Origin of the sequence: Micromonospora sp. NPDC047465 (assembly GCF_040643125.1) — a bacterium.
In the GTDB taxonomy this organism is placed as follows: domain Bacteria; phylum Actinomycetota; class Actinomycetes; order Mycobacteriales; family Micromonosporaceae; genus Micromonospora.
This window is the reverse complement of record NZ_JBEYTP010000003.1, coordinates 161,391-183,316: the sequence shown is the minus strand read 5'-3', so window position 1 is coordinate 183,316 and position 21,926 is coordinate 161,391. Positions and strand designations below refer to the sequence as shown.

Below are 21,926 nucleotides of genomic sequence, written 5' to 3'. Positions count from 1 at the left end.
CATGGATCTCTACACCGAGGGCGACCCGATCGCCGACACCAAGGCTCCCGAGGGCCCGATCGAGACCCGCTGGGACCGCCGCCGCTTCGAGGCCAAGCTGGTCAACCCGGCCAACCGCCGGAAGATGACCGTGATCGTGGTCGGCACCGGCCTGGCCGGCGGATCGGCCGCCGCCACGCTCGCCGAACAGGGCTACCGGGTCAAGTCCTACTGCTACCAGGACAGCCCGCGCCGGGCGCACTCCATCGCCGCGCAGGGCGGCATCAACGCCGCCAAGAACTACCGCAACGACGGCGACTCGGTGCACCGGCTCTTCTACGACACCGTCAAGGGCGGCGACTTCCGGTCCCGGGAGTCGAACGTCCACCGGCTGGCCGAGGTCTCGGTCAACATCATCGACCAGTGCGTCGCCCAGGGCGTCCCGTTCGCCCGCGAGTACGGCGGCCTGCTCGACACCCGCTCCTTCGGCGGCGCGCAGGTGCAGCGCACCTTCTACGCCCGGGGCCAGACGGGTCAGCAGCTGCTGCTCGGCGCGTACCAGGCGCTGGAGCGGCAGATCGGCCTCGGCAACGTCGAGATGAACGCCCGGCACGAGATGCTGGAGCTGATCGTCGTCGACGGCAAGGCCCGGGGCATCGTCGTCCGGGACATGGTCACCGGCGAGATCACCACGGAGTTCGCGGACGCCGTCGTGCTCGCCTCCGGCGGCTACGGCAACGTCTTCTACCTCTCCACCAACGCCAAGGGCTGCAACGTCACCGCCACCTGGCGGGCGCACCGCAAGGGCGCGTACTTCGCCAACCCCTGCTACACGCAGATCCACCCGACCTGCATCCCGGTCTCCGGCGACCACCAGTCGAAGCTGACCCTGATGAGCGAGTCGCTGCGCAACGACGGCCGGGTCTGGGTGCCCAAGGCCAAGGGCGACACCCGCAGCCCGAAGGACATCCCCGAGGACGAGCGGGACTACTACCTGGAGCGGATCTACCCCTCCTTCGGCAACCTGGTCCCCCGGGACATCGCCTCCCGCGCCGCCAAGAACGTGTGCGACGAGGGACGCGGCGTCGGCCCGACCGGGCTCGGCGTCTACCTGGACTTCGCCGACGCGATCAACCGGCTCGGCCGCAAGGCCATCGAGGCCAAGTACGGCAACCTCTTCGAGATGTACGAGCGGATCACCGGCGAGGACCCGTACGAGGTCCCGATGCGGATCTACCCCGCCGTGCACTACACGATGGGCGGCCTCTGGGTCGACTACGACCTCCAGTCGACCATCCCGGGCCTGTTCGTGGTCGGCGAGGCGAACTTCTCCGACCACGGCGCGAACCGGCTCGGCGCCTCGGCGCTGATGCAGGGCCTGGCCGACGGCTACTTCGTGCTGCCGAACACCATCGCCAACTACCTCGCGGCCGGGCCGTTCGACAAGGTCGACGCCAGCCACCCCGCGGCCGTGCAGGCGCGCGCCGACGTCGAGGACCGCATCCAGCGGCTGCTGGCGGTCGACGGCGACCGGACCGTCGACTCGTTCCACCGCGAGCTGGGCCAGATCATGTGGGAGCACTGCGGCATGGAGCGCAGCGCGACCGGGCTACGCAAGGCGATCGACGAGATCCGCGCCCTGCGCGACCAGTTCTGGCAGCGGGTCCGGGTGCCGGGCAACGGCGAGGGGCTCAACCAGTCGCTGGAGAAGGCCGGCCGGGTGGCCGACTTCTTCGAGCTGGCCGAGCTGATGTGCATCGACGCCCTGCACCGCGAGGAGTCCTGCGGCGGCCACTTCCGGGCCGAGCACCAGACGCCCGACGGCGAGGCGGAACGCGACGACGAGCGGTTCGCGTACGTCGCGGCCTGGGAGTTCACCGCCACCGGCGAGCCCTCGGTGCTGCACAAGGAAGACCTCAAGTTCGAATACGTCCACCCCACGCAGCGGAGCTACAAGTGAACCTGACCCTGCGCATCTGGCGCCAGTCCGGCCCCGAGGACAAGGGTCGGATGGTGACCTACAAGGTCGACGACGTCTCCCCGGACATGTCGTTCCTGGAGATGCTCGACGTGCTCAACGAGCGGCTGATCCTCGCCGGCGAGGAGCCGGTGGCGTTCGACCACGACTGCCGCGAGGGCATCTGCGGCATGTGCGGCCTGATGATCAACGGCAACGCGCACGGGCCGCAGCGCGGCACCACCGCCTGCCAGCTGCACATGCGGCAGTTCTCCGACGGCGACACGATCGACATCGAGCCGTGGCGGGCCCGGGCGTTCCCGGTCATCAAGGACCTGGTGGTCAACCGGGGCGCGTTCGACAAGATCATCGCGGCCGGCGGCTACATCACCGCGCCGACCGGCAGCGCCCCCGAGGCACACTCCACCCCGGTCGCCAAGGCCAACGCCGACGCCGCCTTCGAGGCGGCCGAGTGCATCGGCTGCGGCGCCTGCGTCGCCGCCTGCCCCAACGGCTCCGGCATGCTCTTCACCGCCGCCAAGATCACCCAGCTCTCACTGCTGCCGCAGGGCCAGCCGGAGCGCTACACCCGGGTGATCGGCATGGTCGACGCGCACGACGAGGCCGGCTTCGGCGGCTGCACCAACGCCGGTGAGTGCACCGTGGTCTGCCCGAAGGGCATCCCGCTGAACACCATCGGCCGGCTCAACCGCGACTACCTGATGGCCACCTCGAAGCGGGGCGACAACACCCCCGGCGCCTGACCCTTCCGGCAGCACGCCGACGGCGGGCCGTCGCACCCCTGCGGGTGCGGCGGCCCGCCCGCTTTCCGGCACCCACCCGCCCTGTCGAGCTGCCCCGTCCACCGCACCCGGTTCAAGCCGGCTTGGACGGGTAGCAGTCCACCGGAGGCCGCGAGAGGGGACATCGGGACATGAAGGCACTGACCTGGCAGGGCAAGCGGGACGTACGGGTCGAGGAGGTGCCGGATCCGCGGATCGAGGAGCCGACCGACGCGATCGTCCGGATCACCTCGACCGCCATCTGCGGCTCCGACCTGCACCTCTACGAGGTGCTCGGGCCGTACCTCAAGCCCGGCGACGTCCTCGGTCACGAGCCGATGGGAATCGTCGAGGAGGTCGGCCCGGGGGTGACCCGGCTCAAGCCGGGCGACCGGGTGGTGGTGCCGTTCAACATCTCCTGCGGCACCTGCTGGATGTGCCAGCGGCAGCTCTACGCGCAGTGCGAGACCACCCAGGTGACGTCCGAGGGCAAGGGCGCCGCGCTGTTCGGCTACACCTCGCTCTACGGCTCCGTGCCCGGCGGACAGGCGGAGTACCTGCGGGTGCCGCAGGCCCAGTTCGGCCCGATCAAGGTGCCGGAGACCGAGCCCGACGAGCGGTGGCTCTACCTGTCCGACATCCTGCCGACGGCGTGGCAGGCGGTGAAGTACGCCGACACCCCGCGCGGCGGCACCCTCGCCGTCTTCGGGCTCGGCCCGGTCGGCCAGTTCTGCGCCCGCGTCGGCAGGCACCTCGGCGCCGACCGGGTGATCGGGCTGGACCTGGTTCCGGAGCGGCTGGCGATGGCGCGCCGGCACGGCATCGAGGTGCTCGACGTCAGCGAACTGGACGACGTACCGGGTGCGCTGATCGACCTGGTGGACGGGCGCGGCCCCGACGCGGTGATCGACGCCGTCGGCATGGAGGCGCACGGCGCTCCCCTCGGCAAGCTCGCCCAGACCGCCGCCGGGCTGCTACCCGACAAACTCGCCCAGACCATGATCGACAAGGTCGGCGTCGACCGGCTCGTCGCGCTCAAGGCGGCGCTCAAGGCGGTCCGGCGCGGTGGCACCGTCTCCATCTCCGGCGTGTACGGCGGCGAGGTCGATCCGATGCCGCTGATGGAGATGTTCGACCGGGGCATCCAGGTGCGGATGGGCCAGTGCCACGTGCGTCGGTGGACCGACGAGATCATCCCGCTGCTCTCCGACGACGACCCGCTGGGTGTGGCGGACCTGCGCACCCACCGGGTGCCGCTGGCGCAGGCGCCGCAGGCGTACGAGATGTTCCAGAAGAAGCGGGACGGCTGCGTCAAGGTCGTGCTCGCGCCGTGAGCCGGACGGTGGTCGTCACCGGCGCGACCAGCGGGATCGGCCGGGTGAGCGCGTCGTGGGATCACCGGCGTCGATCGTTTCGCCTAGGGTGGTGGGCCGGAGAGCACGCCCGACCACCACGACGGGAGAGACGATTGACCATCCGGGTGAACCGCAGGACCGCGCTGGGACTCGGCACGGTGGCCACCGCCGGGACGGTGCTCGGCACCGCCGCGCCGGCGTCCGCCGCCCCCGAGGTCACCGAACCGGCTCCGGCCACACCCCGGCAGGCCGCCCTTCGGGTCGCCGAGAGCTACGCGCGGGAGACCGACCGCGCCGGCGGCAACTGGCAGGCGTACGTCAGCGTCGCCGACCCGGCCGGCGAACCGGCGGTGGCGGTGGCCGACGAACCGGACCGGCGGATCGAGGCGTACAGCGTCAACAAGATCGCGGTGGCGGCGGCGGTGCTGGACAAGGTCGACCGGGGGCTGCTGACGCTCGACCAGCGGGTCGAGGTCACCGCCGCGATCGTGGTGCCCGGCGGGGACGGCATGTTCAGCCTGGACGGCGCCTACCCCAGCTCGGTGACGCTCGGCCACGCGCTGGCCAACCTGCTGACCGTCTCCGACGACACGGCGGTGCGGCTGTGCGGCCTGGTCTGCCCCGCCGCCGAACTCAACCAGATCCTGCGGGACAAGGGCTTCCCGAACACGCAGGTGCAGCCGGTGGCCAACCCGAACCGGTTCTTCCTCGGCACCAGCACCCCCCGCGAGACCCACGACCTGCTGCGCGCCCTGGTGGGCGGCACCCTGCTCTCGCCGGCCGCCACGGCGTTCGTGCTGCGGCTGTTGCGCGCCCCCGTCGCGTACACCGACGGGGTCCGGCGCGTCATGTCCTCGGCCGAGCGGGCCCGGATCGCCACCAAGGCCGGCTGGTTCGCCGACGCCCGGCACGAGGCCGGGGTGATCTTCGACGCGGCCGGCGCGCCCCTGCTGACGTACGCCCTCTTCGCCGACGGGCAGGTTGGCGCCGACGACTACGGCGCCACCCATCCCGCCGTCGAGGCCCGGGCCCGGATGGGCCGGCGTTTCCTCGCCGCGGTCGACCGCCTCACCGGCACCGGCGTCACCCACCGTCCGGCCGTGCAGCGGCCGAGCAACGGCGGCTGAGCCGCCGCGCGGCGCGGGTGGTCCCGGCGGTCGTGCGGCCGGGGCCACCCTGACCGCCCGCAGACCCGCCGGAGACCCGGCTACCGTGTACGACGGGACACGGCGGAGGGACGGCGATGGGCGCACCAGCGGAACGCGCGGGACTCGACCGGGCGTTGGGTCGCCAGCTGCGCGGGGCGGCCGGGCTGGCCGCGCTGGCCGGGCTGGCGTGGGTGGCCCGGGACGTGCCGGCGGCGCTCGGCGGCCGGCTCACCGGCGCGCGGGCGGAGCGGGCGGCGCGCTCGCCGCAGTTCCGCGACGGCACCTTCCACAACCCCGGCGGCGCCCGCTCGATGGCCGGCGCGCCCGACCGGGGCCTGATCCGTGAGTTGATCTTCGGCAAGCAGAAGCGCCGCCCGAGCGCCCCGGTGCCGCTGCTGCGCCCGGGCGCCGCCCCGGCCACCGACGTCGCACGCGAGCTGAACGTCGTCTGGTACGGCCACGCCTCCGCGCTGATCGAGATCGAGGGCCGCAAGGTGCTGCTCGACCCGGTGTGGAGCGAGCGGTGCTCGCCGTCGGCCCTGGTCGGCCCCCGCCGCCTGCACGAGCTGCCGGTCCGCCTCGACGAGCTGCCCCCGGTCGACGCGATCCTGATCTCGCACGACCACTACGACCACCTCGACATGGCGACCGTCCGGGCGCTGACCGACCTCCAGTCGGCGCCGTTCCTGGTACCGCTCGGGGTGGGCGCCCACCTGGACCGCTGGGGCGTCCCGGCGGCGCGGATCGTCGAGCTGGACTGGTCCGAGAGCCACCGGGTGGCCGGGCTGGAGATCACCGCCACCGCCGCCCAGCACTTCTCCGGCCGGGGGCTGCGCCGCGACGGCACGCTGTGGGGCTCCTGGGTGGTGGCCGGCGCGCACCGGAACGTCTTCTACACCGGCGACTCCGGCTACTTCGACGGCTACGCGGCGATCGGCGCGGAGCACGGGCCGTTCGACGTCACGCTGATGCAGATCGGCGCGTACGACCGGGCCTGGCCGAGCATCCACATGTTCCCCGAGGAGGCCGTCGCCGCCCACCTCGACCTGCGCGGCGGGCTGCTCCTCCCCGTGCACTGGGCGACGTTCAACCTCGCCCTGCACGACTGGTCGGAGCCGGTGGACCGGATCTGGGCCGAGGCGAAGGCCCGCGACGTGCGGCTCGCCGTGCCCCGCCCCGGCGAGCGGGTGGTGGTGGACGACCCGCCGGCCGTCGACGGCTGGTGGCAGGCCGTCGCCTGACCGTCCTCAGAGGACGAAAGCGTCGGTCCAGAGCGCGCCGGAGCGGCCCGACAGGGAGTCCAGCATGGCGACCGCCTGGCCGTCGGTGAGCTGGGCGACGAAGTCGACGATCGCCCGGCCGCGGGCCCTGCCGAGCCGGTCCGGCGTACGCGGGTGCAGCTCCGCCTCGGCCAGCTCCACCAGGTCGTGCAGGCGGCGCGGCAGCCGGGACTCCTCCTCGGGGTCGAGCAGCCAGTCCAGCAGCGCCTCCACCAGGGTGCCCAGCAGCCGGGCCTGCCCGCGCTGGTGCAGGGCCAGGTCGGGCCGGGCCAGCACGAACCGGTGGTGGACGAACTTGAGCACCTGCACCTCGTGCCACTGCGCCGGGGCGAGCAGCACGTGCCCGGAGCGGACCGAGGGCTGCTCGACCACCGTGATCGCGTCGACGAAGCGGGTGGTCCAGCGGGCGGAGAAGCGGGCCACGTACTGCTCCGCCTCGATGGAGCCGTCGAAGGGCATCGCCAGCAGCCCCTCCACCAGCTCCTCGCGGACGTGCTCGACGGAGGCGGCGAACGCCTCGTCGTCGGCGATCCAGGCGTCCTTGCGGTGCAGTTGCCGGCGCAGCCGCTCGATCGCCGAGCCGGGCCGGCGGGCCGCGGCGGTCAGGGCCGCGTCGGTGATGGCCCGGAAGTGCCCGCTCTCGCGCTGCCAGGCCATCAGCTCGGCGGAGACCGCGCCCTGCTGGAGCACCCCGACGCGGTAGAAGTCCTCCACGTCGTGGATCGCGTACGCGATGTCGTCCGCCGTGTCCATCACCGACGCCTCGACGGTCTGCTGCCAGTCCGGAATCCGGCCGACGAACGGCTCCCGAGCCTGCCGCAGGTCGTCGACCTCCGTCCGGTACGCGCCGAACTTCGAGGAGCCGCTGCCGGGGTCGTCGGGCGGCGGGGTGGCGCCGCGCGGCGGCGGGTCCAGCAGCCGGGGGTGCGGGTCCGGGTGGTCCAGGCGCGTCCACGGGTACTTCAGCATGGCCGCCCGCACCGCCGCCGTGAGGTCCAGGCCGGTGGTCGCCGCGCCGCGGATCTCGGTGCTGGTGACGATCCGGTACGACTGGGCGTTGCCCTCGAAGCCGTCGGTGAGCCCGAGCCGCTGCCGGGCCAGCCGGTCCAGCACCCGCTCCCCCAGGTGCCCGAACGGCGGGTGGCCGAGGTCGTGCGCGAGGGCGGCGGCCTCCACCACGTCCGGGTCGCAGCCGCCCAACTTCTCCAGCAGGTCGCGGTGCTCGCCGTCGGCCGTGAGCCGCTCGGCGATCGCGCGTGCCACCTGGGCGACCTTGAGGCTGTGGGTCAGCCGGTTGTGCACCAGCAGGCCGGAGCCGCCGGGGCTGACCACCTGGGTCACACCGTTCAGCCGGGCGAAGAACGGCGAGGCCACGATCCGGTCCCGGTCGGCCCGGAACGGGCTCGCGGCGAGGTCGCCGAGGGCCCGGGCGCTGCCGCCGAAGAGCCGCCGGGCCCGCGGGTCCGCGGGAGGTTCCATGATCGCCACGCTAGCGCAGGGCGGGCCGGACCGACGACCGGTCGCCGCCGGCACGCCCGCCGGGAGGGGCGGCGACGGGCGCCGGACCGAGGAGACGGCACCCGGCGGAGCGGCGACGTGCCGGCACGGGCTCGCCGGGCGGGGCGGCGGCGCGCTCGGGCAGGGCCGCGACGCGCCGGGGCGGGGGCGGCGACGGCAGTCGGTCGGGGCCGGCACAATGCTCAGCGGAACCCACACCGAAGGCGGATCGAGATCGTGACCCTCTCTGTTCATCAGCGGATCGCCGAGGAGCTCGGCGTCGCCGAGCGTCAGGTACGGGCGGCCGTGGAGCTGCTCGACGGCGGCGCCACCGTGCCGTTCATCGCCCGCTACCGCAAGGAGGCCACCGGCCTGCTCGACGACACCCAGCTGCGCACCCTCGAGGAGCGGCTGCGCTACCTGCGCGAGCTGGACGAGCGGCGCGCGGCGGTGCTGGAGTCGATCCGCGGCCAGGGCAAGCTCGACGAGGCCCTGGAAGCGCAGATCATGGCGGCCGACTCGAAGTCCCGCCTGGAGGACATCTACCTGCCCTACAAGCCCAAGCGGCGGACCCGGGCGCAGATCGCCCGCGAGGCGGGGCTGGAGCCGCTCGCCGAGTCGCTGCTGGCCGACCCGTCCCGGGATCCCCGCGAGGTCGCCGCCGGCTACGTCGACGCGGACAGGGGGGTCGCGGACCCCGCCGCCGCCCTGGAGGGCGCCCGGGCCATCCTCATCGAGCGGTTCGCCGAGGACGCCGACCTGATCGGCACGCTGCGCGAGCAGATGTGGTCGCGGGGCCGGCTCGTCTCCCGGGTACGCGACGGGCAGGAGTCGGCCGGCGCGAAGTTCGCCGACTACTTCGACTTCGCCGAGCCGTACCCGAAGCTGCCCTCGCACCGGATCCTCGCCATGTTCCGGGGCGAGAAGGAGGGCGTGCTCGACCTGACCATGGAGCCCGAGGAGGCCGGCGAGGCCGACGCGGCGCCCACCGGGCCGAGCCGCTACGAGGCGGCGATCGCCGGCCGGTTCGGCGTCACCGACAAGGGCCGGCCGGCCGACCGGTGGCTGGCCGACACGGTGCGTTGGGCCTGGCGCACCCGGATCCTCATCCACCTCGGCGCCGACCTGCGGATGCGGCTGTGGCAGGCGGCCGAGGAGGAGGCGGTGCGGGTCTTCGCCACCAACCTGCGCGACCTGCTGCTCGCCGCGCCCGCCGGCACCCGGCCCACGATGGGGCTGGACCCGGGCCTGCGTACCGGCGTGAAGGTCGCCGTGGTGGACGCCACCGGCAAGGTGGTCGCCACCGACACGATCTACCCGCACGAGCCGCGCCGGCAGTGGGACGCCTCGATCGAGACGCTCGCCCGGCTCGCCGGCGCGCACGGCGTCGAGCTGGTCGCCATCGGCAACGGCACCGCCAGCCGGGAGACGGACAAGCTCGCCGGCGAGCTGATCAAGCGGTACCCGCAGCTCAACCTGACCAAGGTGGTGGTCTCCGAGGCAGGGGCGTCGGTCTACTCCGCGTCCGCGTACGCCGCCCAGGAGCTGCCCGGACTGGACGTCTCGCTGCGCGGCGCGGTCTCCATCGCGCGCCGCCTGCAGGACCCGCTCGCCGAGCTGGTCAAGATCGACCCGCGTTCGATCGGCGTCGGCCAGTACCAGCACGACCTGTCCGAGGTGAAGCTCTCCCGGTCGCTGGACGCGGTGGTCGAGGACTGCGTCAACGCGGTCGGGGTCGACGTCAACACCGCCTCCGCGCCGCTGCTGACCCGGGTGTCGGGCATCGGCGCCGGGCTGGCGGAGAACATCGTGCTGCACCGCGACGCCAACGGGCCGTTCCGCACCCGGGCCGAGCTGAAGAAGGTCCCGCGGCTCGGGCCGAAGGCGTTCGAACAGTGCGCGGGCTTCCTGCGCATCCCGGGCGGCGACGACCCGCTGGACTCGTCCAGCGTGCACCCGGAGGCGTACCCGGTGGTGCGCCGGATCCTGTCCAGCACCGGGCAGGACCTGCGGTCGCTGATCGGCAGGAGCGCGATCCTGCGCGGGCTGCGGGCCACCGACTTCGTCGACGACACCTTCGGCCTGCCCACCGTCACGGACATCCTCGCCGAGCTGGAGAAGCCGGGCCGCGACCCCCGGCCGGAGTTCCGCACCGCCACCTTCGTGGAGGGCGTGGAGAAGATCAGCGACCTGACGCCCGGGATGGTGCTGGAGGGCGTGGTCACCAACGTGGCCGCGTTCGGCGCGTTCGTGGACGTCGGGGTCCACCAGGACGGCCTCGTGCACGTCTCGGCCATGTCCCGGACGTTCGTGAAGGACCCGCGCGAGGTGGTCAAGTCCGGCGACGTGGTCCGGGTCAAGGTGCTCGACGTCGACGTGCCCCGCAAGCGGATCTCGCTCACCCTGCGGCTGGAGGACGACGCGGAGGCCGGCGCCGGTCGCGGCGGTCCGGAGGGCGGTCGCCGCGAGCGCGGCGGGCAGCCCGGGCAGGGCGGGCCGCGCGGCGACCGGGGTGGCCGGGGTGGCCGGGACGGCGGTCACGGCGGTGGGCAGGGCGGCCGGGACGGCGGTGGGCAGGGCGGCCGCGGCGGGCGCGGCGGATCGCCGCAGCGGCAGGGCGGCCGGGGCGGCGCCGCGCCGGCAGCGGCCAACAGCGCCATGGCCGACGCGCTGCGCCGGGCCGGCCTGGCCTGAGGCCATCCCGCCGGGCGGGGCGCGAGCGCGCACCGCCCGGCGGGCCCGAGGCCGGCGGGGGCAGCCGGTGGCGACCGTGCCCGAGATCAGCGGACGGCCGGGGTCCGGCGCCGGGAACAAGGCCGGCAAGAACCCGGGCGACGGGCCGGCAGCAGAACCGGGGCCACGGTCACCTCGCTGGAGCGTTCCGGCGTCGGGCCGCCCCGCACCACGACTCGGGCGCGGGCGGCGCGGACGCCACGGGTACCGGGGGCGGGCGGCGCGGAAGCAACCGGTACCGGGGCGGGCGGCGCGGGAGCCACAGGTACCCGGGGGCGGGCGGCGCGGCGTACCGTCGCGGTCGTGGACGAGGGCGACGGCCTGGAGTGGCGGGAGCGGCAGCGACGGGCGGTGCGGGCGCACGCGGCGGCCGACGAGCGGCGCCGGGCGGCCGAGCAGGCGGAGGCGGCGGAGCTCGTGGCCTGGTTCGTCGCCGAGGCGATCCGGCGCGGGCTGCCCACGGAACGGCTCACGGCCCGGGCCTACGACGGTCGCGGCCGTTACCGGACGCGGCTGCGCGGCTGGTACGTCGACCGGGCCCGGACCCGGGCGGTCGACGTGGACGGGCGGTTCCACCTGCTGACCGTGTCGGGCGGCCTGCGCGCCCGGCTGCTCGGGGCCGAGCCGCAGCCCAGCCCGCCGCCCCTGGTCGTCGGCGCGGGTGGCCGGGACGGCGAGTCCATCCCTCTGCGAACGCTGCTCACCCGCCGGCTGGACGGCGGCGACGAGGGGCCCTGACGGGGGTCAGCGACGGGCAAGGCCGGGCCGGTGCCCGGGGCCGCGCCGGGCCAGGTACCACCACCACGACTGCTGCACCACCAGCGTGACCAGGCCGGCGAGCACGATCGCGCAGAGGTTGATCACCAACTGGAGGGCCGAGCCGGCCGCCTCGTGCCAGACGCCGTACGCGGCGGCGACGGCCACGTTCGCGGCGGCCGGCACCGTGGTCACCGAGATCAGCACCCCGACCAGGCTGCCGGACTTCTTCGAGGTCAGCGAGAGCATGCCGGCCACACCGGCGAGCAGGCCGACCACCCAGGAGAGCGCGTCCGGCCGCCAGATGAAGTCCGTGAGCGGGCGATCGGCCAACAGCATCCCGCGGTCGACCAGGCCGGCGGCGGTCAGCGCCCAGGTGCTGAGCACGGTGACCACCATGGCGACGAGGAAACCGACCACCAGCGCCTGCACCGACCGGGCGATGACCGGCAGCCTGCGGCGCAGCAGCGCCACGCAGAGCGCGGCCAGGGGGCCGAACTCGGGGCCGACGACCATCGCGCCGACGATGAGGATCGGCTGGTCGAGCAGGACACCGATGCCGGCGAGCATGGTGGCGACGGTGATCAGCACGAGGTAGGTGGCGGACAGTTCGGTCTGCTCGCCGGTCTTGGCGGCGATCTCGTCCCAGACCACCGCGTCCGCGCCGCTGCCGGGCGCCGTCCGGGCCGCCCGGTCGGCCGCCGCGGAGATGGCCAGCTCCACGTCGTCGGCCGCGATGGCCCCGCGCGCCTCCACGCCGAACTGCCGCAGGTCGCGCAGCACGCCGTCGGCGCTCTCCCGGACCACGTCGCAGAGGATGAGGTCGCCCTCGGGCTGGCGGGCGGCGCCGGCGAGCACGGCCAGATGGGTCACCCCGGGGTCGGCGGCCAGCAGCTCGGCCACCACGGCGGACTGGTCCGGTGGAGCGATCACCCTCAGGTGCAGCACGGCCCTCCCCCTCGCCCTGTCGACGGTCGAGCACTCTACTGCCGGTCGGTCCGGATGGAAGGTCACGTCTTGGTAGCCGGCCGAGTCCTGACGGACGGTTGGGCGGTTGACCTGTCGGGATCAGAACCTAGTGGGGCGATTCTGCCCTCTTGACGCTTTCATGCCTGATACAACCTCTCTGGTCCATGATGACTCGATTGGCTTGGAGGTCGACACCGTGCATGGTTCCGTGAGCGCGCCGGGGGATCTGGCGGAGCGGGCCCGACCGGAGGGTCTCAAGCGGGCCATCGACCTGGCGGCAGCCGTGGTGCTGCTGGTGCTGACCGCGCCGCTCGTCCTCGTGGTGGCGGCGCTGGTGGCCGCGGGGCTCGGCCGGCCGGTGCTGTTCCGGCAGCCGCGCGCCGGCCGGCACGGCCAGGTGTTCGAGCTGGTCAAGTTCCGCACCATGCTCCCGCCCGATCCACGGCGGGGACGGGTGCGCGACGGGGACCGGCTGACGCCGCTGGGGCGCTTTCTGCGCTCCACCAGCCTGGACGAGCTGCCGACGCTGTGGAACGTGCTGCGCGGCGACATGAGCCTGGTCGGCCCCCGTCCCCTGCTCACCCAGTACCTGTCGCGCTACTCCCCCACCCAGGCCCGCCGGCACGAGGTCAGGCCGGGCATCACCGGGCTGGCCCAGGTACGTGGACGCAACAGCCTGGGCTGGGAGGAGAAGCTGGACCTTGACGTCTGGTACGTCGACCACCGCAGCCTGCGGCTGGACCTGTCGATCCTCGCCGCGACCGTCCGCACCGTGCTGCGCCGCGAGGGGATCTCCGCGGCGGGCTCCGCCACCGCGCCGGAGTTCCTCGGCACGCCCTCGCTCGTTCCCGCCGCGCCGGGCCGGGAGACCGAACTGACCGTTCCCGCCGGAGGTGGCCGATGAGCCGCACCATCCATCTGTCCCCGCCCGACGTCGGGCCGCTGGAGGAGTCGTACGTCGTCGCGGCCCTGCGGTCCGGCTGGGTCGCGCCCGTCGGGCCGGACCTCGACGCGTTCGAGTGCGAGGTCGCCGCGCGGGTGGGGACCCGCGGGGCCGTCGCCGTGAGTTCCGGAACGGCCGCGCTGCACCTGGCGCTGCTCGGGGTGGGAGTCGGGCCCGGGGACGCCGTCATCGTGCCGACGCTGACGTTCGTGGCGACCGCGAACGCGGTCCGGTACACCGGCGCCCGACCGGTCTTCGTCGACTGCGACCCGCACACCGGCAACGTCGACGTCGCCCTCGTCGCCGAGCTGATCCGAAACCTGACCTTCCGGGGCCAGCGGGTCGGGGCGGTCGTCCCGGTGGACCTCTTCGGCAGCTGCGTCGACTACACCGCGCTGCTGCCGGCCTGCGAGGCGGCGGGCGTCCCGATCGTCGAAGACGCCGCCGAGGCCCTCGGCGCCACCCATCGCGGCCGGCCCGCCGGCTCCTTCGGCCAGGCGGGCATCCTCTCCTTCAACGGCAACAAGATCATGACCACGTCGGGCGGCGGCATGCTCGTCTCCGACGACACGGCCCTGCTGGCCCGGGCCCGTCACCTCGCAACCCAGGCCCGCGAACCGACGCCGCACTACGAACACCGCGAGACGGGCTACAACTACCGGCTGAGCAACCTGCTCGCCGCGCTCGGCCGAGCCCAGCTCGTCAGGCTGGACGGGATGATCGCCCGGCGCCGGCAGCTCCGCGACCGGTACGCCAAGCTCTTCGCCCCGGTCCCCGGCGTACGCCTGCTCGGCATGGAGGACGCGGGCTCCAACTGCTGGCTGACGACCATCGTGGTCGATCCGGAGCGGTCCGGGTGGCGGGCCGCCGACCTGGCGGCCCACCTGGCCCTGCGGGACGTCGAGACCCGACCGGTCTGGAAACCGATGCACCTGCAACCGGCGTACGCCGCCGCCGAGCGTCTCGTCACCGGCGCGGCGGAGCGGTTGTTCGCCGACGGGCTGGCACTGCCGAGCGGCAGCGTCCTCGACGAGGCGCAGATCGGCCACGTCCTCGCCGCCGTGGACGAGTTCCTGACGGTGCGGGCGGGGGCGTCGACGGCGTGACGACTCCCCTGGTGGTCGTCGGCTGCGGTGGCCACGGCCGGGAGGTCCTGACGATCGCCCGGGCGGCGGAGGCCGCAGCCGGCCGGCCGCGCTGGCGCCTCCTCGGGTTCGTCGACGACCGCCCGTCCGAGGAGAACCTGAAGCGGGTGCAGCGGCTCGACGTCCCCTACCTCGGCGAGGTCGCCTGGCTGCGCGACGCACCCCCGGAAACGCACCACGTCATCGGCATCGGCGACCCGCGCGTCCGGCTGGCCGTCGCGGGGCGCGTCGACGCGTACGGCGTGCCGGCGGCGAGCCTCGTGCACCCGGCGGCGACGATCGGGCCGGACACCGTGCACGGTCCCGGATTCGTCGCCTTCGCAGGGGCCCGCGTCACCACGAACGTCACCGTCGGCCGGCACGTGCACCTCAACCAGAACGCCACCGTCGGCCACGACTGCACCCTCGCCGACTTCGTGTCGGTCAACCCACTCGCCGCCGTCTCCGGCGACTGCCACCTGGCGGAGGGGGTGCTCGTCGGTACGACCGCAGCCGTGTTGCAGGGCCTGCGGGTGGGCCGGCACAGCACCGTCGGAGCTGGCGCCTGCGTCGTCCGGGACGTGCCGGACGGGGTCGTCGTCAAGGGCGTACCCGCCCGTTGACCCGACACGACCTCGACTCCTTGGGCAAAATTCGGTCATCAAACCTGAAAACTCCCAAACATCGCTTTCGGGCATGTATCAACTAAAGGAGTTCAAAGCTCCTTCCGCCCCGCGGCGGAAGCGGTCGGAGACGGACAGGGAGCACATATGCCGCCGGAGACAGAGACGACCCGACTCAGCGAGCAGGGGTCGTACCGGCCCAGGGCGCGCCGCCGGACCATCGGATTTCTCGCCACCGACAGCACCGCCTGGGTCTGCGGGTTCGTCGCCGCGGTCTGGTTCCGTTACGAGTTCGAACTGACGCCCGACCAGCTCGCGCGCGCCGTCGCCTGCGGCGCCCTCGCCGCCGTCGTGCACGTGGCCGTCGCGGCGGTGCGCCGGATCTACTCCGGACGCCACCCGCTGGGCAGCCTCCAGGAGGTGCAGGGGGTCGCCGGCACCGCAGCCACCACCGCCGCGATCCTGCTGGTCGGGCTGCTCCCAGCCGGCGTACGGCCGGTGCCGGCGAGCGCCCCGCTGGTCGGGGGCGCCCTGGCACTGCTGTTCATGCTCGCCGCCCGGTTCACCTACCGGCATCGCCGCGACCTCGCCATGCGACCGGACGTCCGGTCCTCGAACCCGGTGCTGCTGTTCGGGCTCGGCGACGCCGGGCAGGGACTGCTGCGGGCCATGCTCAGCGACCCGCGCGGGCGGTACCGGCCCGTCGGCGCCCTCGACGACGACCCCGACAAGCGGGACCTGCGCATCGGCGGAGTACGCGTGCTCGGCGGCCGGCGGGACGTCCCGGAGGCCGTCCGGCGTACCGGTGCGACGACCGTGATCTTCTCCGTCGCGAACGCCGACGCCGCGCTGATCCGGCAGATCCGGGAGGCCACGCTGCAGACCGGGGCGGCGTTCAAGGTGCTGCCTCCCGTCCGGGACCTCGTCGACCACCGGATCACCGTCACCGACGTCCGCGACGTGCAGATCGGCGACCTGCTCGGGCGCCGGCAGGTGGTGGCCGACATGCCGATGAGCACCAGCGGGCTCACCGGCCGACGGATTCTGGTCACCGGCGCCGGCGGCTCCATCGGCTCGGAGCTGTGCCGGCAGGTGATGAAGGCGGACCCGGGCGAACTGATGATGCTCGACCGCGACGAGTCGGCCCTGCATGCCCTCCAGATGTCACTGGCCGGCCGGGCCCTGCTGGACGGTCCCGAGCTGATCCTCGCCGACCTTCGGGACGACGAGGGGATCCGACGGATCATCCGCGAGCGCCGGCCGGAGGTCATCTTCCACGCCGCCGCGCTGAAGCACCTCACGCTGCTCCAGCGGCACCCCGGCGAGGCGGTGAAGACGAACGTCTGGGGCACGCTCTCCGTGCTCGACGCCTGCCGCGACGTCGCCCGGTTCGTCAACATCTCCACCGACAAGGCGGCCGACCCGATCAGCGTCCTCGGCTACTCGAAGCGGATCACCGAACGGCTGACCGCGCACGCCGCCTCCCGCTTCCCCGGCACCTTCCTCAGCGTCCGCTTCGGCAACGTGTTGAGCAGCCGCGGTTCGGTGGTGACGGCGTTCCAACGGCAGATCGAGCTGGGCCGACCGCTCACCGTCACGCACCCCGAGGTGACCCGCTACCTGATGACGGTGCAGGAGGCGGTGCACCTGGTGTTGCAGGCCGCCGAGATCGGCCGGGACGGGGAGGCGTTGGTGCTGGACATGGGCGAGCCGGTCCGCATCGCCGACCTGGCGCGGCAGATGGCCGAGCAGGCGGAGAGCAGCGTGCCGATCGTCTACACGGGGCTGCGGCCCGGCGAGAAGCTGCACGAGGACCTCTTCGGCACCGGGGAGGTCGACACCCGGCCGCTGCACCCGCTGGTCTCGCACGTGGCGGTGCCCGCGCTGGACCCGATGGAGGTCAGCGGCCTCGACCCGTACGACGCCCCCGAGAAGGTCGTCGCCCAGCTCGCCCAGCTCTGTGCCCACCCGACCGGACCTGTCCACGCCGCCTCCGTGCAGGTTCCGTTGTCGCGCTGAAGTCTCCCCGTGGACGCCGCCGACCCGCCGGGTCGGCGGCGTCCACACGTCCAGGCCGACTACGGGCCCGCGGCGGGTCCTGTCGGCACGGGGCACGAGAAGGCCGGCGACCGGGGCTCCGGTCGCCGGCCCCTGTCGCACCTCAGCGGCGGATGCCCGCCCAGTCGTGGTGCCGCCGAACGGTGGAGAGGATGAAGTCGACCACCCGACGGGAGGTGTCCGGGACCCGGTAGTCGACCGGGCACGGCACCCCCTGGGCGGCGACCTGGTCCACGGTCACCTCGACCGCCTCGACCACGCCCTGCGGGTCGAGCCCGGTCATGATGATCCCGCCGGCGTCCAACGCCTCGGGACGCTCGATCGACTCGCGCAGCGTCACGGCGGGGAAGCCGAGGATCGCGGCCTCCTCGCTGATCGTGCCGCTGTCGGAGAGCGTGCAGTAGGCCCTGGTCTGGAGGTGCACGTAGTCGAAGAGGCCGAACGGCTCGTGGAACGCGATCCCCTCCAGGGCGGTCGCGTCCGGCGCCAACGCCTCCAACCGCTTGCGGGTACGCGGGTGCGTGGAGACCAGCACCGGATACCCCCACCGGTCACGGACCGCCCTGAGGCAGTCGAGCAGACGCTGGAGGCGGGCCGGCTGGTCGACGTTCTCCTCGCGGTGCGCGCTGACCACGAAGTACCGGCCGGGCGCGAGGTCGAGCTGTCGCAGGACCGCCGACGCGGCGATGTCGGACCGGTAGTGCGCCAGCACCTCCCGCATGGGCGAGCCGGTGTGCAGGATCCGGCGCGGGTGCAGCCCCTCGGCCAGCAGGTTGCGCCGGGCGTGCTCCGTGTAGACCAGGTTGAAGTCGGCGACGTGGTCGACCAGCCGTCGGTTCGTCTCCTCCGGGACGTTCAGGTCGAAGCAGCGGTTGCCGGCCTCCATGTGGTAGACCGGCACCCGCATCCGCCGGGCCATCAGTGCGGCGATGCAGCTGTTGGTGTCGCCGAGCACGAGCAGCGCGTCCGGCCGCGTCTCGGCGACGACCGCCTCCATGCCGATCAGCACGCCGCCCAGCACGCGACCGAGCGACGAGGTGTCCACCCGCAGGAACCGGTCCGGCTCGCGCAACCGCAGCTCCTTGAAGAAGACGTCGGAGAGCGTGCTGTCCCAGTTCTGCCCCGTGTGCACCAGCAGGTGGTCCACCGTGTCGTCGAGCCGGGCGATCACCCGGGACAACCGGATGATCTCGGGTCGGGTGCCGACCACCGTCATGATCCGGGTCATGCCCGTCCTCTCTCTGCTGCCAGCTTGCTCATGATGTCCTCGAACTGGTCCACGCCCACCCGCAGCGACATGCGCTCCTGGTAGACGCGCCGGGCCCGCAGGCCCAGCTCCGCCCGCGCCGCCGGGGACTCGGCCGCCGCGACGGAGAACCGCGCGGCGAGCGCCTGCCAGTCCCCCGGCGGGGAGACCAGTCCGACGCCGGTCGAGCGGACCAGGTCCGCCGCCTCGCCGCCCACGGAGGCGATCACCGGGGAGCCGCACGCCAGGGCGGCCTGCAGCTTCGACGGGATGCTGCCGCGCAACGCGGGCAGGTCGCGCAGGCAGACGAGCTGCCAGTCCGCGGCGGCGTACAACTCGGCCATCTGCTCGGCCGGGCGCCGGCCGACGAAGCGGACGTTGTCGGCGCCGAGGTCAGCGGCGAGCCGCCGGGCGGCGTCCTCGCCGGCGCCGGAGCCGACCAGCACCAGGTCGATCCGGTCGCGGGCGGCGGCCGCCGCCCGGATCGCGGTCTCGATGCCCTGCAACAGTCCGATGTTGCCGGCGAACATCACCGTGCAGCGTCCACGGTGGCCGAGCGCCGCGCGGGCCGCGTCGGTGGCCGGCACCGGCCGGAACAGCGCGTCGTCGGTCCAGTTCCACACCACCCGGACGCGGGCCGGGTCCGCGCCGCGGGCCACCACCAGGTCGGCCATCGCCGGCGAGATCACCACGACGGCGCTGGCCAGGCGGTACGTCGCGCGCATCAGCGCGGCGATCCCCCGCTGCAACGCCCGGCCGGTCCGGCCGGTCGGCGCCATGCCCGACCCGAGCACGGACTCCGGCCACAGGTCCTGCACGTGGAGCACGATCGGCGTACGCCGGGCCGCGCGGGCGATCGCCGCCGCGGCGAACGAGGTGGGCGGCGGGTGGTAGACGTAGGTGACGTCGGTGCCCGCCAACCAACGGACGCCGCCCAGCGCGCTGCTGGCTCCGAAGGAGAGGTGGCTCAGCGCGCGCCGGGCGGCGGACGTGTCGTGGCTGGGGTAGGCGGGCACCCGCCGGACGGCCACCGGGCCGTCGGCCTCGGTGTGTCGCCAGCGTTGCCGCCAGCCCGGGAAGATGCGGCCGTGCGGGTAGCTCGGAAAGGTGGTGAGCACCCGCACCTCGTGGCCCCGCTCCGCCAACTGGCGCGCCAGGTTGCCGGGGATGAACACCCCTTCCGGCGGATACCACTGGCTGACCAGGCCGATCCTCACGCGTCGACCACCGGCTGCTCCGCCCGGGGGGCCTCCACCGGCTCGGGCCAGGTGTCCGGCCGGTCCGGGTCGAACACCTCGTTCGTCCAGAACATGGTGACCAGCTCGTCCGATCCGGTGTTGACCAGCTTGTGCACCCACATGGTGGGCATGTCCACCAGCACCGGCTCGTCGCCGGAGACGGGAAACCGCACCACCTCGGTGTCGCCGACCCTGCGCAGGCTGATCTCGGCCGTGCCGTGCAGCACGACGAACCGCTCCATCTTGGCCAGGTGGAAGTGCTCGCCCCGGGTGATGCCGGGACGGGTCGTGGAGCAGAAGGTCTGGCCGCCTCCCCCGTGCGCCTTGACCGTCTCGACCAGCTCGCCCCGGGTGTCCGCCCGGCGCGGCAGCGCCAGCGGATAGTGCGCGGGGAAGCAGTGCGACCGGTACGTGTTGAACAGCCGGACGTCGTGCCGGTCCAGCAGAGCCGGGATTTCCCCCGTCCCGTACGTGGCGGCCATGTCGGCGAGCCGGTCGGCGAGGGCCCGCACGCCGATCCGCAGCGCCGGCATGGCCGGATCCCACGATCCCCCGGCCGGAACACCGACGAGTCGGGCCGCCGCGTCGGTGACGTGTACCAGGCTCAGCTCCCGGTCGGCGTGCACCTCCGGCCGGCCGCCCTCGGCGAGCAGCCGACAGAAGGTCGCGACCGCGGAGTTGTAGAACGGCCGCCCGTGTTCCCCGTACAGGTTCGGCAGCAGGACGTCGTCGACCGGCAGGCCCGTGTCGGCCAGGATGCCGGCGGCGGCAGCCTTCGCGTCGCCGTAGGGCGTGCCGTTGCCGGCCTGCACCGAGTTGGCGAAGACCACCGTCCCGGGCGGCGTCGGGCAGTGCTTGAGACCCTGCGCGAGCTGGGCGGCGAGCTGCACGTTGCCGGCGGACACGTCCGCCGGCTCGCCCCGGTTGACCCCGGCCAGGTGCAGCACCCGGTCGACCCCGCCGATCTTCGCGGCGACCCGCTGGGGGTCGGCCAGGTCGGACCGGGTGACGACGACCGGCTCCGGCCAGCCGAGGACGCGCAGCAGCACCCGTACGTGCCAGCCGAGGAAGCCGCCGGCTCCGGTGACCGCGAGCCTCAGCATGCCAGCACCGGCTCCCGCAGGGCCAGCTCCGCGCGGACCTCGGGCAGCGTCTTCAGCAGCTCGATGATCTCCGGTACGCCCATCCGCGGCGCGTTCGCCGAGTTGAAGTCCTCGGTCGGCCCGTCGCCCAGCTCACCCTCGGAGACATAGAGCGCGTAGTTGAGGTCGCGGGCGTCCAGCGGCACGCGGTAGAAGTTCCCGAAGTCGTCGGCCTGAGTGAGCTCCTCGCGGCTGGCGAGCGTTTCGTGCCACTTCTCGCTGTGGCGTACACCAATCACGTCGAGCTTGAACGGCACGTCGAAGAGCTGGCAGACGGCCTCGGCGAGATCCCCGATCGTGCAGGCCGGCGCCTTGCGGATGAAGACGTCACCGGGACGCGCGTTGTGGAAGGCGTGCTCGACGAGGTCCACCGAGTCGGCCAGGGACATGAGGAAGCGGGTCATGGTCGGATCGGTGACGGTGAGCGTGCGTCCGGCCTTGATCTGCTCGATGAAGAGCGGGATCACCGACCCACGCGAGTACATGACGTTGCCGTAGCGAACACAGGAGACGGTGGTAGCGCTGTTCGGGTTGTTCCGGGCGTGCGCCTGGGCGACCTTCTCCATCAGAGCCTTGCTCATCCCCATGGCGTTCACGGGGTAGACGGCCTTGTCCGTGCTGAGCAGCACGACAGACCCGACGCCGTTCTGCGCCGCGGCCTCTACGACGTTGGCGCTGCCCAGGATGTTCGTCCGGACCGCTTCGAGCGGGAAGAACTCGCAGGACGGGACCTGCTTGAGCGCTGCCGCGTGGAAAATGAAGTCGACGTCGCGGGTCGCCCGCTCCACGCTGTCGCGGTCCCGGACATCCCCCACGTGGTAGCGCACGCGCTCGTCACCAAGGGTGCGGCGCATCGCGTCCTGCTTGGCCTCGTCACGGCTGAGGATCCGCACCTCGGCAACGTCGCGGTCCAGCAAGCGGCGGGTCATGGTCTGTCCGAAGGAGCCGGTGCCGCCGGTGATGAGCACTCGGCGTCCAGCGGTCATGAAGCTCATGGATTCTCCCGTGTCGTTGCTCGGCGGGCCGCCACCGGCTGCTTCAGCAGACGGGGCCGCCGGGTGACGCCTCGGCAAACCATCCGGCAGCAGGGCCGTGA

The 21,926-nt window shown here is 73.3% G+C and carries 17 protein-coding genes; 11 read left to right on the top strand and 6 right to left on the bottom strand.

Annotated features, from left to right (window positions below):
• The first annotated feature begins 1 nt into the window (after position 1).
• The 5 genes from ABZ793_RS04830 to ABZ793_RS04810 all read left to right on the top strand — a co-directional run bounded on the left by ABZ793_RS04830 (position 2) and on the right by ABZ793_RS04810 (position 6,462).
• Complete coding sequence (locus ABZ793_RS04830) at positions 2 to 1,939, top strand: fumarate reductase/succinate dehydrogenase flavoprotein subunit (protein ID WP_357451962.1); 1,938 nt, start codon at positions 2 to 4, stop codon at positions 1,937 to 1,939.
• Positions 1,936 to 2,700, top strand: coding sequence for a succinate dehydrogenase/fumarate reductase iron-sulfur subunit (locus ABZ793_RS04825; protein WP_350706426.1), 765 nt, complete (start codon positions 1,936 to 1,938; stop codon positions 2,698 to 2,700). The genes ABZ793_RS04830 and ABZ793_RS04825 overlap by 4 nt, the downstream gene beginning before the upstream one ends.
• 170 nt (positions 2,701 to 2,870) lie before the next feature.
• Positions 2,871 to 4,052 (top strand): zinc-dependent alcohol dehydrogenase, encoded by a 1,182-nt coding sequence (locus ABZ793_RS04820; RefSeq protein ID WP_357451958.1) that lies wholly within the window; start codon positions 2,871 to 2,873, stop codon positions 4,050 to 4,052.
• A 134-nt stretch (positions 4,053 to 4,186) separates the two neighbouring features.
• On the top strand, positions 4,187 to 5,200 hold the full coding sequence (locus ABZ793_RS04815) for a serine hydrolase (protein ID WP_357451956.1): 1,014 nt from the start codon (positions 4,187 to 4,189) through the stop codon (positions 5,198 to 5,200).
• A 116-nt stretch (positions 5,201 to 5,316) separates the two neighbouring features.
• Positions 5,317 to 6,462 (top strand): MBL fold metallo-hydrolase, encoded by a 1,146-nt coding sequence (locus ABZ793_RS04810; protein WP_357451953.1) that lies wholly within the window; start codon positions 5,317 to 5,319, stop codon positions 6,460 to 6,462.
• A 6-nt stretch (positions 6,463 to 6,468) separates the two neighbouring features.
• On the opposite strand, the gene dgt is transcribed toward ABZ793_RS04810, so the two are convergent.
• Positions 6,469 to 7,980, bottom strand: a complete 1,512-nt coding sequence (gene dgt / locus ABZ793_RS04805) for a dGTP triphosphohydrolase (RefSeq protein ID WP_357451950.1) — start codon at positions 7,978 to 7,980, stop codon at positions 6,469 to 6,471.
• 255 nt (positions 7,981 to 8,235) lie between these two features.
• Here dgt and ABZ793_RS04800 point away from each other — a divergent pair, with 255 nt between their 5' ends.
• Together ABZ793_RS04800 and ABZ793_RS04795 are read left to right on the top strand one after the other, a co-directional pair.
• On the top strand, positions 8,236 to 10,692 hold the full coding sequence (locus ABZ793_RS04800) for a Tex family protein (RefSeq protein WP_357451947.1): 2,457 nt from the start codon (positions 8,236 to 8,238) through the stop codon (positions 10,690 to 10,692).
• 342 nt (positions 10,693 to 11,034) lie between these two features.
• Positions 11,035 to 11,469: a hypothetical protein gene (locus ABZ793_RS04795; protein WP_357451944.1), complete on the top strand. Its 435-nt coding sequence runs from the start codon at positions 11,035 to 11,037 to the stop codon at positions 11,467 to 11,469.
• Positions 11,470 to 11,475: 6 nt separating this feature from the next.
• On the opposite strand, the gene ABZ793_RS04790 is transcribed toward ABZ793_RS04795, so the two are convergent.
• Complete coding sequence (locus tag ABZ793_RS04790) at positions 11,476 to 12,435, bottom strand: DUF389 domain-containing protein (RefSeq protein WP_357451941.1); 960 nt, start codon at positions 12,433 to 12,435, stop codon at positions 11,476 to 11,478.
• 229 nt (positions 12,436 to 12,664) lie between these two features.
• Between ABZ793_RS04790 and ABZ793_RS04785 the strand changes: the two genes are divergently transcribed.
• From ABZ793_RS04785 to ABZ793_RS04770, 4 genes are all read left to right on the top strand, one after another.
• A complete protein-coding gene (locus tag ABZ793_RS04785; RefSeq protein WP_357451938.1) occupies positions 12,665 to 13,360 on the top strand; it encodes a sugar transferase in 696 nt (231 codons plus the stop codon).
• Positions 13,357 to 14,505 carry an aminotransferase class I/II-fold pyridoxal phosphate-dependent enzyme gene (locus tag ABZ793_RS04780; RefSeq protein WP_357451935.1) on the top strand — a complete coding sequence of 383 codons (1,149 nt, stop codon included), beginning with the start codon at positions 13,357 to 13,359 and terminating at the stop codon, positions 14,503 to 14,505. The genes ABZ793_RS04785 and ABZ793_RS04780 overlap by 4 nt, the downstream gene beginning before the upstream one ends.
• On the top strand, positions 14,502 to 15,146 hold the full coding sequence (locus tag ABZ793_RS04775; protein WP_357451932.1) for an acetyltransferase: 645 nt from the start codon (positions 14,502 to 14,504) through the stop codon (positions 15,144 to 15,146). Before ABZ793_RS04780 ends, ABZ793_RS04775 begins: the two co-directional genes overlap by 4 nt.
• Positions 15,147 to 15,293: 147 nt before the next feature.
• On the top strand, positions 15,294 to 17,165 hold the full coding sequence (locus ABZ793_RS04770; protein ID WP_357451929.1) for a polysaccharide biosynthesis protein: 1,872 nt from the start codon (positions 15,294 to 15,296) through the stop codon (positions 17,163 to 17,165).
• Between the two features lie 142 nt (positions 17,166 to 17,307).
• Here the strand turns inward: ABZ793_RS04770 and wecB are convergent, their stop codons facing one another.
• Genes wecB through ABZ793_RS04750 form a run of 4 tightly spaced genes read right to left on the bottom strand, consistent with a single transcriptional unit; the run spans position 17,308 to position 21,825 of the window.
• Complete coding sequence (wecB, locus tag ABZ793_RS04765; RefSeq protein ID WP_357451926.1) at positions 17,308 to 18,432, bottom strand: UDP-N-acetylglucosamine 2-epimerase (non-hydrolyzing); 1,125 nt, start codon at positions 18,430 to 18,432, stop codon at positions 17,308 to 17,310.
• A complete protein-coding gene (locus ABZ793_RS04760; RefSeq protein WP_357451923.1) occupies positions 18,429 to 19,667 on the bottom strand; it encodes a glycosyltransferase family 4 protein in 1,239 nt (412 codons plus the stop codon). Before ABZ793_RS04760 ends, wecB begins: the two co-directional genes overlap by 4 nt.
• Entirely contained in the window at positions 19,664 to 20,791 is a 1,128-nt protein-coding gene (locus ABZ793_RS04755) for an NAD-dependent epimerase/dehydratase family protein (protein WP_357451920.1), read from the bottom strand. Before ABZ793_RS04755 ends, ABZ793_RS04760 begins: the two co-directional genes overlap by 4 nt.
• Positions 20,785 to 21,825: an SDR family NAD(P)-dependent oxidoreductase gene (locus ABZ793_RS04750; protein WP_357451916.1), complete on the bottom strand. Its 1,041-nt coding sequence runs from the start codon at positions 21,823 to 21,825 to the stop codon at positions 20,785 to 20,787. The genes ABZ793_RS04755 and ABZ793_RS04750 overlap by 7 nt, the downstream gene beginning before the upstream one ends.
• Between the last annotated feature and the right edge of the window lie 101 nt (positions 21,826 to 21,926).